The sequence below is a fragment of the Blautia sp. LMAG:89 genome (genome assembly GCF_008679485.1).
GTDB classification, from domain to species: domain Bacteria; phylum Bacillota; class Clostridia; order Lachnospirales; family Lachnospiraceae; genus Blautia_A; species Blautia_A fusiformis.
Genome location: NZ_NANC01000009.1, coordinates 1 through 12298 on the forward strand (window position 1 = coordinate 1; position 12298 = coordinate 12298).

12 protein-coding genes and 2 pseudogenes are annotated in these 12298 nt (G+C 49.3%); all 14 read right to left on the reverse strand.

What is annotated here, in order from left to right; translation table 11 throughout:
- Window positions 1–67, reverse strand: a pseudogene (locus CCC70_RS16575) (helix-turn-helix domain-containing protein); the annotation flags it as partial.
- A 191-nt stretch (window positions 68–258) separates the two neighbouring features.
- Window positions 259–1869: a recombinase family protein gene (locus CCC70_RS11615; RefSeq protein WP_287084879.1), complete on the reverse strand. Its 1611-nt coding sequence runs from the start codon at window positions 1867–1869 to the stop codon at window positions 259–261.
- A 111-nt stretch (window positions 1870–1980) separates the two neighbouring features.
- A complete protein-coding gene (locus tag CCC70_RS11620; protein WP_002569233.1) occupies window positions 1981–2169 on the reverse strand; it encodes a transposon-encoded TnpW family protein in 189 nt (62 codons plus the stop codon).
- Entirely contained in the window at window positions 2166–3020 is an 855-nt protein-coding gene (locus tag CCC70_RS11625; RefSeq protein ID WP_136891405.1) for an ATP-binding protein, read from the reverse strand. The genes CCC70_RS11620 and CCC70_RS11625 overlap by 4 nt, the downstream gene beginning before the upstream one ends.
- The gene (locus CCC70_RS11630) at window positions 3017–3766 is read right to left on the reverse strand and encodes a phage replisome organizer N-terminal domain-containing protein (RefSeq protein WP_117888470.1); all 750 of its coding nucleotides are present in this window, start codon (window positions 3764–3766) and stop codon (window positions 3017–3019) included. The genes CCC70_RS11625 and CCC70_RS11630 overlap by 4 nt, the downstream gene beginning before the upstream one ends.
- Window positions 3756–3968 carry a hypothetical protein gene (locus CCC70_RS11635; RefSeq protein ID WP_117536991.1) on the reverse strand — a complete coding sequence of 71 codons (213 nt, stop codon included), beginning with the start codon at window positions 3966–3968 and terminating at the stop codon, window positions 3756–3758. Before CCC70_RS11635 ends, CCC70_RS11630 begins: the two co-directional genes overlap by 11 nt.
- A gap of 184 nt (window positions 3969–4152) precedes the next feature.
- Window positions 4153–5775, reverse strand: coding sequence for a relaxase/mobilization nuclease domain-containing protein (locus CCC70_RS11640; protein ID WP_173905320.1), 1623 nt, complete (start codon window positions 5773–5775; stop codon window positions 4153–4155).
- Entirely contained in the window at window positions 5747–6145 is a 399-nt protein-coding gene (locus CCC70_RS11645; RefSeq protein ID WP_330577215.1) for a plasmid mobilization protein, read from the reverse strand. Before CCC70_RS11645 ends, CCC70_RS11640 begins: the two co-directional genes overlap by 29 nt.
- A gap of 548 nt (window positions 6146–6693) precedes the next feature.
- Window positions 6694–6906, reverse strand: a complete 213-nt coding sequence (locus tag CCC70_RS11650; RefSeq protein ID WP_002586615.1) for a helix-turn-helix domain-containing protein — start codon at window positions 6904–6906, stop codon at window positions 6694–6696.
- Complete coding sequence (locus CCC70_RS11655) at window positions 6899–7321, reverse strand: sigma-70 family RNA polymerase sigma factor (RefSeq protein ID WP_002586616.1); 423 nt, start codon at window positions 7319–7321, stop codon at window positions 6899–6901. Before CCC70_RS11655 ends, CCC70_RS11650 begins: the two co-directional genes overlap by 8 nt.
- Before the next feature lie 171 nt (window positions 7322–7492).
- Complete coding sequence (locus tag CCC70_RS11660) at window positions 7493–8260, reverse strand: class I SAM-dependent methyltransferase (protein WP_002586626.1); 768 nt, start codon at window positions 8258–8260, stop codon at window positions 7493–7495.
- Between the two features lie 50 nt (window positions 8261–8310).
- Entirely contained in the window at window positions 8311–10230 is a 1920-nt protein-coding gene (gene tet(W) / locus CCC70_RS11665) for a tetracycline resistance ribosomal protection protein Tet(W) (protein ID WP_002586627.1), read from the reverse strand.
- Window positions 10231–10870: 640 nt separating this feature from the next.
- A complete protein-coding gene (locus CCC70_RS11670; protein WP_092070311.1) occupies window positions 10871–11011 on the reverse strand; it encodes a Maff2 family mobile element protein in 141 nt (46 codons plus the stop codon).
- 241 nt (window positions 11012–11252) lie between these two features.
- Window positions 11253–12239 (reverse strand): annotated as a pseudogene (locus CCC70_RS11675) (VirD4-like conjugal transfer protein, CD1115 family); the annotation flags it as partial.
- Window positions 12240–12298 lie beyond the last annotated feature (59 nt).

The following is a 12298-nucleotide window of genomic DNA, read 5'->3' on the forward strand; positions in this document are numbered from 1 at the left end:
ATACCACCGGGGCGGTTGCCCCGGCAGGAACTTTTCTCTTATTATAACACCAATCTTGTGAAATCACAATTTATTCTTGTAGCCTGCCGCTGATACCGTCTGGATTGTGCATTCCCTTTCTTTTTGTTCCCTTTAATTAGCCATGAACTGTTTTATTCCTTGTGACTTTACTGATGTGCGATAAAGAAGTAATAGAAGTGTAAAAAATTTTGCCGTTCCTATCCGGCACTTAGCTCTTGTGTCGGACAGGTCGGGCGGTTATTCGGGCAAGTCCACCTTGCCAACAAAAGAATAATAAATCTCAATGTCCTGTCTGCGGGTCTTGTTCTCGTCATAGCTGCACTCATGTACAACGATTTTCTCTACAAACTCCCGCAGCAGAGTAGGGGTAAGTTCTTCAAAGCTGGTATGCCGCCGAACAACATTCATAAACTTTTCTGCGTTCACGGTGGCTTCCTGTGCTTTGGAAAGCTCCGCTTGGATAGCAGCGGCTCTTTCTTTCAGCTCCCGTTGTTCTGCTTCATAGTCTGCCGACAGCTCTGTGAAACGCTCGTCTGATATGCGCCCGGTCACGCTGTCCTCATACAGCCGCTTGAAGATAGCGGATAACTCGGCTATACGTTTCTCGGTGGCTTCCAGCTCCTTTTTCTTGGCGGCGTTCCTGCGCTTGCCCCCGTCCTCGTTCTGCTCAATCAAGAGCTTCATAAACCGAGCTTCATGCTTTGCCGCATAGCTTGTCACTTTCCGCAGATTGGAGAGTACACCAGCGGTCAAAAGGTCGGTGCGGATGAAGTGCGCCGTACAGTCATGGGTGCGTTTCTTGTAGTTGCCGCAGATATAACAGTCCTGCTTGCGCTTGTCCGTCTGGTATCGCTGCTGGTACATGACGCTGCCGCAGTCCGCACAGAACAGTATGCCGGAGAACAAGCCCACTTCATCATAGCGGTTGGGGCGTTTGCGCTGCTTGCGAAGCTCCTGCACCCGTTCCCATGTCTGGGTGTCTATGATAGGCTCGTGGTGGTTCTCGAAAATCACTTGCTTTTCCGGGGGATTTTCTACACTGTGCTTGACTTTGTAAGAAAGTTTTTCTGTCTTGAAATTTACCAGACAGCCTGTGTATTCCCGGTTTTCAAGGATATGCACAACGGTATTGGTCGCCCACTTGCACTCATAGCCGGGGTGGTAGCGGCGAGTGCTGCCCGTCCTGCGGTATTCCAGCGTCCCCGGCGTGGGGATTTGCTGCTCTGTGAGCATACGGGCTATCTTGGTCGGACCGTTCCCGGCAAGGCAGAGGTTGTATATCTGCTTGACTACGGGTGCAGCTTCCTCGTCAATAATGAAATTTTCGTCCTCGTCCATGAGGTAGCCATACACAGGCTTGCTTGTGATAGGCTTGCCACTCATGCCTTTTGAGCGTTTTACTGCTTTGATTTTCTTGCTCGTATCTCTCACCAGCCATTCGTTAAAGATATTCCGCAGCGGGGCAAAGTCATTGTCGCCCTGTGCGCTGTCCACTCCGTCATTGATAGCAATGAAGCGGACGCCTTTCTGTGGGAAAACCATTTCCGTGTACATTCCCACTTGTAAGTAGTTTCGCCCTAACCTCGACATATCCTTGACGATAACTGTCCCGACTTTCCCGGCTTCAATGTCCGCAAGCATGGCTTGAAAACCGGGTCTTTGAAAGTTCGCACCAGAATAACCGTCGTCCGTGTACCAGCGCAGATTGGAAAAGCCGTTCTGCTTTGCATAGGTTTCAAGGATACGCTTCTGATTGGAAATGGAATTGCTTTCGCCTTGCAGCTCGTCCTCATGGGAAAGTCTTGGGTAAAGGGCGGTAATTGGTTGTTGGTTGGTCTGTCTTAACATAAAATCCTCCGTTTCCGACAGCCAGCCCCACTATTCCGTACCTTGATTGTACCACATGGGGCGGCTGTCTGTATAGCGGCAAAAGCGTCAAATCTGCTTCTTTATGGTCGGTCAAATCGCCGTTTTTTGTGTAGCAGCTTCCGCTTCCAGCACTTTCATCATCTTGTCGGCTGCGGTGTCGGTTGCACCCTGCTTGAAGAAGCCGGAAACGGTAAGGACGGAGTTGCCCATGCGGATTTCCGTCACACAGTCCGGGCGGCGGTCTGTTTTGGTGGTGCTTGTCTGTTTGGTTTCTGTCATAGGCTCTCCTTTCGCTGCTTCATCAGTTGCTTTAATCGTTCCAGCTTTTCCTGTGCGGTTTCCTTTCGGAAGTTGCTGCCCGTGAAGCGGACGGGGGCGCACATGGAAGTCAGCCTGTCATAGATACGGGCGTGGGGCGTGTCCTGCGGGTGCTGCAATTCCTCCAGCGTGAGGTTGGTCGTAGCGATCAGCGGCTTGCCGCTTCGGTAACGGCTGTCAATCACGCTGTAAACCTGTTCCAGCCCGTATTCCGTCCCTCGCTCCATACCGAAATCATCAAGTATCAGCAGAGGGTAGCTGCAAAGGCGGGAAATATATTCGTTCCTGCCCTCAAAGCTGGCGGCAAGGTCATTGAGTATGGTTGCAAAGTTTGTCATGCAGACGGCAACCTCTTTTTCCATAAGGGCGTTGGCGATACAGGCGGCAAGGTAGCTTTTTCCTGTCCCCACGCCGCCCCAGAACAGGTAGCCGATATTTTCAGCCTGCATGGTTTCCCAGCTATCCACATAAAAGCGGGCGGTTTCGGTCTGCGGGTTTCTGCCGTTGTCATGCTCAAATGTCCAGTTCCGCATAGCAGGGTCGGTAAAGCCCCGGCGTTTCAAGTCCTCCACTTTTTCAAGGTGCTTCTGTCGGCTTTCGGCGGCTTGCTGCTTTTCACGGGCTGCTCGCTGGCAGTCGCAGTCTGTTGGGTGGCGGTCACGCCCGAAACAGGTCTTTCCCTCTGCAAAGTAGGCTTCTTTGGGCGTATGGCACTTGCCGCAGTATAAAAGCCCGTCCTCGCCTGTGTAGTCCTCCGCTTCGGCGGTAGTGGCTGTAATGTCCGTAATCATAGCTTCCATCTCGTTTTTCATAAGCTCTCGCCCTCCTTGCATGAATAATCGGGTATGCCCTGTTTCGGGGCAGCCTTGCCTTTGGCAGTGTCCTCCTGCGCCCACTTGTAAATGGTGGCTGCATGGCTGTGGTACTGCTTCCCGGTGGAAGCGATATGGCAGGAAAGCCGGTCAATATAATACTCCCACTTGTCGGGCAGCTCTGTTTTCAGCCCGGAAAGCTCTGTATCGGTCAGTATCACATTGTTGTATCTGCCATAAGCGGCGGGGGCGGGGTGTCCCGTTTCTCCCTCTCTCTCTTTTTCTATCTCTATCTCTTTCTCTAACTCTATCTCTTTCTCTGGTGGACGAATGTCGGACAAATGTCCGCCTTTTGTCCGGGGCGGTAAAAGTGCCTTGTTTTCCAGCCTTGCAGCCCGTTTTCGCTCGGCTTCGGTAGAGGACTGTCCTATCATCAGCTCAATGTCGGTCATATAGAAAGCCCCGCTGTCAAGCTGCTCCACAAGCCCCAACTGCCGGAAAATCTCTAAAGCCCTCTCAACTGTCCCTATCTGGTGGCGGGTCAGTGTCGCTATCATCTGCGCTGTGTAGGGGATATGCTCGTCAAGCTGCAACTTCCCGCCGTTTTTCAGCGATTTTAAGTACAGCTTCAAGAGAATATTGGAATATAAAATCCCGTCTTTCATATCTTCCAGCAGTACAATGGAGTCGCTGTCAAAAAAGTTCTCTTTCAGCTTGAGGTAGTAATACTTGCGGTTATCTGCCATTGTCCCTGTCCTCCTTTTTCCGGCGTTTGGAGTAGTAGCGGGGGCAGAGTATGATAACCGCCCGGAAGCTCTGCTTGCAGCTATGGGTACAGCTCCGGCAGAGGTCGTTGTATGTGATACGGTCGCAGGTGGTATTCCCGATTTTTACTTGCCGCAGGAAAAAAGACCATTCCAGCCGCCGTTTCTTGCTCATTCTTGGCATGGGTGCGCTCCTTTCTGCCGTTTCCGCTGGTGTGGCGGTATCGGCGGTAATTCTGTATTATCTCGGTATCATTTTCGGGGTTTTTCTGCCCTGTAAGCCCGTTAAAAAATCCTTTGGTATTGCGGATAGGGTACGGGGCAGCCCCCTTGTTCTGTATGGGTTCGGGTACATTTTGGGGTGGTTTTTATCGCTCCTGTTCCTGCCTTTTCACAGGCTTGCGTTCCCGGCGTAAAATCTGGTCGATATTGCCCTTGACGGTCTGTAAGCGGCGGTATTCCTCCCGTTTTGCCCGGTAATCGTTATAGCCGCTGTTTTTCTCTTTGATAAGGCTTTCAATCTCTGCTTGCAGGGCTTTATAGCTCGGCAGCTTGGAAATGCCGTTCTCCCTGAAATAACGGGCGGCTGCGTCTGCTATGATAAAGTCGCTTTCGTGCTTCTGACGGTAGGCTGCTTTTGCTTTGGCGTTTTTCTGCTGTTTCAGCCCGTCCCGGACAGGGCGGGTCTTGGAATAGGCAAGCACCTGCCGTTGCAGCTCCTTTTTCCCGTTCAGCGTCTTTTCCACCTGCTTCAGCTCTGTAAGGCTTTCCCGCATGGCGGCATAGGCGGCAGAACAGGCTTCGTCCAGTTCCTCCGGGGAAGAAAAGCCGTACTGCTGGTAGGCGGTAACGGTAGTTGCCATTTGCTTTAGATTGTGCTTTGCCGCCCAGCGGTCATAGCCCACGCCCTTGCCCTCGGCTCGCTTGGCTTCCCGGTCAACCATGCGCTGCAAGGTGTTGTCTGCCGGGGTAGTTTTTGTGGGTTTTTCCCCTTGTGACGGCTTTTTAACTGCGACAAGGTATTCGGGTATGGCTTTGGTCTGCTCGGTGGCTTTGTGGGCGTTCTGCGTGAGCAGGGCAAGGACAGCAGCCTTGTCAAAATTGTCCCCCAGCTTCCGGGCTGTGATAGGCTTTGTCCTGTCCGGCGTGAGGTAGGAAAACCGCCCCCGGCTCTCCTTGACGGTCACGCCCTCCCGCAGCAAAAGGGAAGAAAACTCATCAAAGCTGCCAGCTTGGGAAAGTGCCTGCCGTATCGTCCGGCGCAGCTTCGCCTTGTCCGTTTCAAACTTGGTGGGCTTGGTCGGCTGTCCTGCGGCTTCTCTGACAGCGTTCTCTTTATCAAGGGCAAGCTGCCCTTTCTTTGCCGCCCAGTATTCCCGTTCCGTTATCCGTTCCTTGCTGCCGTTTAGGAGGTCGATTTGGTAAAGCCCCTCCCGGTGGCACATCTCCATGACTTCACTCTTGAAATATTCCATAGCGGCGTTGGTGCAGCGGTGCTTGCAGCCCGCCCTTGTGTCGGCTGGTCTGTCCATGTAGGGCAGAAGCGTGACTTCATAAATCCGCAGGGAGTTGATGACGATATGCACATGGATATTGCCGCTGTGGTTATGCCCGTCCGGGTGGGTGCATACAAGGGCTTGGTGTCCGGGGAAATGCTCTTTACAGAACTTCTCGCCCAGCTCCTGCGCATGGTCTACGGTCAAGCCGTTGTCTGTCCCGTCCCGTGGGTCAAAGCTGATGATATAGTGGTGGCTTTTCACATCTTCCCGTTTTTGGTTTTTCTCATAGCGGAGATTGGCTCGCATACAGGCAACGGCGAAATCCTCGTCCCCGCAGTTAAGGGAAGAAATGCGGTAATCCTCCCTCGGTATCAGCCGCCCGTTTTCATCAAGGGTGGGCTTCATGGTAAACTCGTCATGCTCAAATGTGAGGTAGGCTTCCGCTGCGCCATAGTCCGCATTTTTAGAGCTGATATGTTTGAATGTTGCCAACAGCGTCACCCACTTTCTGCAAGACTTCAAACTTTAGGGCGGCAAGGTCGGAAACCGCCGCCCGTATTTCCCCGGCAAGCTGCGGATAGGGACTGTGCCACTCGTTCAGCGTCCGGGCTATCTGGTTTAAGTTGCCGCCGATCCTGCCGTATTCGGCGGTCAGCTTCCCGACAGCGGCAAGCAGCTCGTCATTGACGGGGGAAACAGTTATGATGGGGCGTATGGCTGCCCCGGTTATGGCTTGCCGGATAAACTCGGCTTGGCTCATGTTGCAGGCAGAAAGCCTTTCCGCAAACTCGGCATATTCTTCCTCGGTCATGCGTGTCTTGACTACATGGCTTCGGTGAGGCGTATTGTATCGCTTTCCTATGGGTATCAACTCCTTTCACTTACCGCCGTTTTGTGGGCGATTTTTTAAGTATTTCTTGGTGGGATTTTCAAGCGGCACAAGCCGCATAGCAGGGTTTGGGGAAGGCACTCCCCAACAAGATTCCCGCAGGGGCAAAATGAGCGATAAGCGAATTTTGGCACCTCGGTAGAATCTTGCTCTCCGTGACTGCAAACTTTCTCTCACTTCCGTCCGCCACTTTTTTGGAAAACTGCAACCACAAAAGTTTGTTTCTCTTTTTCTGCTACTACTAATCCTGTAAAGGGCATTCCTGCCCGCTTTCGCTAAAATGACACCGGACGCAGTGGTTTCTACCCGGTGTTGGAGAAATCCTTTCTCTTTGCCCTCTACTACGGGTAAATGCTCCAAATGCCAAACACCAGGGCAGAAAAATTCCCTCCTCGCTTACTACTACAACCGGCAGGGGGCAAAATGGCCGGGAGCGGAGCCGGACAACAAAAAAAGCAGTAAATCTTTTTCAAGACTTACTGCTTTCGCTGGCCGCGTCGGTGGCGGCTGGTATTCAGTTTTTATGACTTGTCCGGTGGTTCGTCAAGCCGGAACTTGAATTGACAGTCAATTAACCGCTGCTTTACATAGTCCTCCACCTCGGCGTTGACCTGCCCGTTCACTTTTGAGAAATAGCGGATATATCCGGCGTAGTGGAGCAGGACAGCGTTCACGGCTTCTGGGTCGCCCTCACGGGCTTTGAGGATTGTTTCATAGGGGAGAAGTCTACTCATACCGGCTCACCCCCATTTCTTCGCGTAGCCGCTGCAAGGCAAGCTGGATATGCCGCCCCGCTGTGCTGCGTGACCGGCCAATACACGCGCCGATCACGCGCTGCGGCTGGCGCAGAAAGTAATAGCGCAGGATTTCTTCCCGCGTCTGCTCCGGCAAAACAGAGATCGCGTCGGCAAGGGCGGCGTTGCAGAGCAGGACGGTCTGACCGCAGACGGTAAATGGGTATTCCTCGTCCGGCTCCGACGCGGCAAACTGGACAAACTTCTCGTTCATCAGATAGTCAAGGGAAACTTGCCGTTCCCATTGCCGTTTAAGCTTCAAAATCTTGTCCAAGGCGGCACAGCGGATAACAGTCTTGCAAAAGGCGTTGTACCTGCGCTGGATATATTCTTGATAGGCTATCTGGTCGGTCATGGAAATTCCCCTTTCTGAATAATAGTGCGGGGCGGTGGCACTTCTTGCTGTCGCCCCTTGATTGCCTACCAGCAAAGGCGGGCGGGGCTGTCAACGGCTGCGCATATGCGCCGTTCATCTTGACCGTTGACTGGCTCGGCTGGGTTTGCTATTTACCCGACAAACTTGAATTTATTTTAAGCTATCACGTTTTACCTTCTTAAGCCTTACTATCATTACCATAGGAATTTCTTTGTTGGTTTTAAAACATTCTTCATAAAATCCATCAATGACAAATCCAGCTCTAAAACAAAGGTTAAAAATATCTTGTATGGAACGATGATAATAAATCTGCTCTTTCGGTTGCCCTTCAATCGCTATATCATAGTAACTGTGCGGTGTCATATATTTTTCAGTCAACGTGACAAAACAAGGGTGTTGCGTTGCAAAGACAAAAATTCCGCTTTCCTGCAACAGTTCATAAACAGCCATAAGAAGTGGTTCAATATCCGTAATATCCATAATTGCCATATTAGAAACTGCTTTCGTAAAGGCTCGATTTCTTTTTAATTCTAATATACTTTTTCTATCGGTCGCATCCGCCACACAAAATTCAATTTGTTTTGCATATTGTGATTGCCGTCTTTTAGCCAATTCTATCATTTTTTTGCTGTAATCAAAAGCGACAACCGAAGCGCCTCTTTGTGCAAGATACGAAGAATAATTTCCATTGCCACACGCAATATCCAAAATGTAATCCGCAGGATTAGGAGATAGAAGTTCCGTTACTTTGGGACGCACTACCTCTCTGTGAAATTCATTAGATTCGTCACCCATTGCATTATCCCAAAATTGTGCGTTCTCCTCCCAGATTTTTTTACTTTCCTCTGTTCCCATGTTCTCTCCCACTCCCCAAATTTGCTTTTTTGCTTCCATTAAATCTTCCTTACTATATTCCATTGTTACCCTCCATAACTTCTGATTGTTGCCGTCTTGACGATTATGTATCTTTACATTACCTTCTGAAACATATGGCGCACCTTGTCCAGGCGGCTGTTTGGACGGCGGGGCTGGATGACCGGCTGACCGACAGCGGCCTGATATCCTTTCAGCTCTGTAAGGCATACGCTCCGCCCGTTGGTGTAAAAGGCCAGATCAGTACGGTATGCCTGTATACAGCGGGCGGGAATCTCGCCAGTAAAGACAACTTCATCCTTTTTTACCTGGGCCGTTTCGATGGTGGCACAGTATTTCGGTGCATCATGATAAGCCCTGGAAAGGTATTCCTGGGGCGCATAGAGGATGAAGGAGAGATAAGGTTCCAGCAGCTGCGTCCCCGATTCCTTCAATGCCTGTTCCAATACAATCGGGGCCAATGAGCGGAAGTCCGCCGGCGTGCTGACCGGACTGTAATAAAGCCCGTATTCAAAGCAAATCTTACAGTCCGTTACGTTCCAGCCGAACAAGCCCTGCTCCAGCCCGTAACGGATACCATCCCTGACAGCGTTTTGAAAACTCTGGTTCAAGTATCCCAGCGAAACCCGGCTCTCGTATTGTACACCGGAGCCAAGCGAGAGTGGTGTAACAGACAGTCCTATGGATGCCCAAAACGGGTTGGGCGGCACCTCGATATGGATGGTGTGGCTGGCTGCTTTGAGCGGCCGCTCCATATAAATGACGGAGGGTTCCTTTACCACTGTTTCAAGCTTGTATTTTTCCGACAGCAAAGCGGAAACAACCTCCAACTGCACCCGGCCCAAAAAAGAAAGAATGATCTCATGGGTGATGGAATCCACTTCGCAACGCAAAAGCGGGTCAGTATCCGCAAGTTGCGTAAGAGCGTCCAGCAGCCGTTCTCTTTGCGCTGCCGTTTTCGGCGCAATCGTCGTCCGCAGCATGGGGAGGGGGTCCTCGCGCCACCTTTTACGAGGGAGCCGGGTTTGGTCCCCTAATACATCGTTTAACCTCACGCTGTCGCTGGGAAGGATAACAATTTCACCCTGATAAGCGGTGTCTGTCCGAACAATTTCCCCTTTGGATGGAATACGCATCTCTGTGATTTTCAGCTTTTCTCTCCCGGCCAGGGCCACCGTATCCCGCAGGCGCAGCGTTCCGCTGTATAACCGTAGATAGACACGCCGCTGGCCGCAATCGGTGTACTCAACCTTGAAAACGCTGCCGCATAGGGCGGCGCCCCCCTGTTCCCCAATCGGTTGGAACAGCCCTGTCACCGCATCCATCAACGGTTGAATGCCAAGGCCATTTTTGGCGCTGCCATGATAGACTGGGAACAGGGAGGCGTCTTGAACCCGCTGCTGTTCCTCCCGCGCAAGTTTTTCCCGGCTGATTGGTTCTCCTGCGATATACTTTTCCAATAATTCATCGTTATTTTCGATGACCGCATCCCATGCTTCTATGTCGGTATTTTCCTCCAGGACTATTTCCGGGGACAGCGACACCGTCTGCTTGATGATAATATCGGCGGAGAGCTTATCCCGAACAGACTGAACCACGCTCTGCAAATCAACGCCAGCCTGGTCGATCTTGTTGATAAAGATAACGGTGGGAATGTTCATTTTCCGCAGGGCATGGAACAGAATACGGGTCTGGGCCTGCACGCCATCTTTAGCGGAGATCACCAAGATGGCCCCATCTAAAACAGCCAAAGAGCGGTACACCTCCGCCAAAAAATCCATGTGGCCGGGCGTATCCACAATGTTAACTTTACATCTGTGCCACTGGAAGGAAGTGACTGCCGCTTGAATGGTAATCCCACGCTGCCGCTCCAAAAACATGGTGTCCGTCCTCGTTGTCCCTTTTTCGACGCTCCCCGGTTCTGAAATGGCTCCGCTGGCATATAGCAGGCTCTCCGTCAAGGTCGTCTTTCCAGCGTCTACATGGGCAAGAATTCCAATATTGATTATTTTCATGTGATTGTCCTCCCTTTACAGCCCCAAAGGGCATAAAAATCCCCAGCAGTAAAATACTTTTACCACTGGGGATTATAAGTTGCGGACATACACATATACAGCATACACCTGTTTGTGATTGCTGTTTTTGGGGATATGTCAAAATTGATAAGGCAAAAGTATTCTTAAATTGGGTACAAAAAACTAAGCCCCTACAAAAGGAGCTATCATAATCCTTTGTTCCCACTATTTGATTATAGTTTTATTTAAGAATACCTTGCCGCATATTTTTTACTCCTTTTCTGGATTAAATCATTGTATCACATCAGTTTTAGGAAAGCAAGTACCTAAAAGAAATTTTTCTTCCCCTTATATGTAACAATCATACCGGCTTCCTAGCGTTCAGAATGTTTTCTGCTGTCTGCTGTGGTGTTTGGTTGGAATTGTCCAACCAAAAGCCGATCCGTGGTGTTGTCTGCATTTTACTAAATACAAATTCAATGTATACAGAAAGATATAAGGAGTGGGAGGGATTCCGCCGTAGTTGGCATTGTAGGAAAATCCAAAAGTTTAGATTTTCCCACAATGCTTATCTTTTGGTCTTTGGTTCGGAATAGTGTAGTGCTGGCGGTCTATCTCTTGTTTTCGGTTGCTTGCTTCCTTACCGTACATGAGCATTTGCACCTGGATTGTCCGTTCCATATCCTTCCAGCAGATTGATCACTCCCCAAGCTGCAAGTCCGGCTCCGATCGCACAAACCAATGTTTTTAAGGTCGTAATTGCCGTTGTAAAAAATGCCATAAGTGTACCTTTGGAAAACTTACATTTTCCAATCCTTTCTTAGATTTTTTCCAGAAAGGGAAGAAAACACTATATAAACCCTGCCTTTTGTGCTACACTAAGCATAGGATTTTCTACTTGGAAAATTCCTCACACGTACAGTCGGTATATTCATTTTCGTCGATGGATACCGACTGTTCCTTTTTTCCAAATTATTCATGATTTCCTCCCATAATCCACTTCCCGACAATTTGTCGAGAAGTTACATCTGATACAGTTCCACTTCATCCTCTGGTTTTAATATCAGATTAGTACTCAGATATTTTTCAATATCAAAAGTATTCTTTTTGTCATAATCGGACAGATATTTGTAGTTTTTATGTTTGCAAATATCGTATTTATTTGAGAAAAATGGTCTGACACCTCTCACCTGCAGAATACATTTTCCCCCGTCCATGACTGCTATTTCATCCTGGCTCATCAACTCCTTTCCTGTTTTCTGGTAGTTCATTCCATAAGACCGCTGACTGCCTCTCGTATCCGATGTGTTATACAGATCTATGGTTTCTTTTCCCAAAATCTCCGCTATTTCCTTTAATGTCGTTTTTTCCTTTCCCCCCAGGAATAAGGTCGTATCACAGTTCCCTTCGATGGTATCGGCATTATCCTTATAAATTGCCTTAAGCTGAGACTTTGACTGCAAAATAATAGAAGCTGAGATTTCCCGGCTTCTAATCGTAGCAATTAATTTTTCAAATTTAGGAATTTGTCCGATGTTCGCAAACTCGTCAAGGAGACACCTCACATGAATTGGAAGTCTGCCTCCATATACATCATCAGCTCTGTCACAGAGCAGATTAAAAAGCTGTGTGTACATAATAGAAACAATAAAATTAAAGGTATCATCGGTATCTGAAATAATAACAAACAATGCAGTTTTCCTGTCACCAACCAGATCCAATTCCAGCTCGTCATAACTCATAAGCTCCCGCAGTTCCGCAATATCAAAGGGTGCGAGTCTTGCACCACAACTGATCAGAATAGATTTTGCTGTCTTACCGGCAGCCAGCTTGTATTTTTTGTACTGCCTTACTGCAAAATGGTTCGGGTCTTTCTGCTCCAATTCATCAAACATCAGATCTACTGGATTCTTGAAATTCTCATCATCTTCCCTGGCTTCTGACACATTGATCATTTCCAACAGAGTATTAAAATTCTTTTCTTCTTCCCTGCCTTCATACCAGATATAACGTAAGCGTCAAATAAAACAGTGTATAGAAAAATAACCGTCAGCCTTTTATACTAAAA

What these genes read in the sequence shown, in the direction of transcription:
- CCC70_RS11630 (WP_117888470.1), bottom strand. Translation starts at nt 3,766, where the DNA reads ATGGCAGATAACCGCAAGTATTACTACCTCAAGCTGAAAGAGAACTTT.
- CCC70_RS11650 (WP_002586615.1), bottom strand. Translation starts at nt 6,906, where the DNA reads ATGAGTAGACTTCTCCCCTATGAAACAATCCTCAAAGCCCGTGAGGGC.
- CCC70_RS11615 (WP_287084879.1), bottom strand. Translation starts at nt 1,869, where the DNA reads ATGTTAAGACAGACCAACCAACAACCAATTACCGCCCTTTACCCAAGA.
- CCC70_RS11620 (WP_002569233.1), bottom strand. Translation starts at nt 2,169, where the DNA reads ATGACAGAAACCAAACAGACAAGCACCACCAAAACAGACCGCCGCCCG.
- CCC70_RS11655 (WP_002586616.1), bottom strand. Translation starts at nt 7,321, where the DNA reads ATGACCGACCAGATAGCCTATCAAGAATATATCCAGCGCAGGTACAAC.
- CCC70_RS11635 (WP_117536991.1), bottom strand. Translation starts at nt 3,968, where the DNA reads ATGCCAAGAATGAGCAAGAAACGGCGGCTGGAATGGTCTTTTTTCCTG.
- CCC70_RS11670 (WP_092070311.1), bottom strand. Translation starts at nt 11,011, where the DNA reads ATGGCATTTTTTACAACGGCAATTACGACCTTAAAAACATTGGTTTGT.
- CCC70_RS11625 (WP_136891405.1), bottom strand. Translation starts at nt 3,020, where the DNA reads ATGAAAAACGAGATGGAAGCTATGATTACGGACATTACAGCCACTACC.
- CCC70_RS11660 (WP_002586626.1), bottom strand. Translation starts at nt 8,260, where the DNA reads ATGGAATATAGTAAGGAAGATTTAATGGAAGCAAAAAAGCAAATTTGG.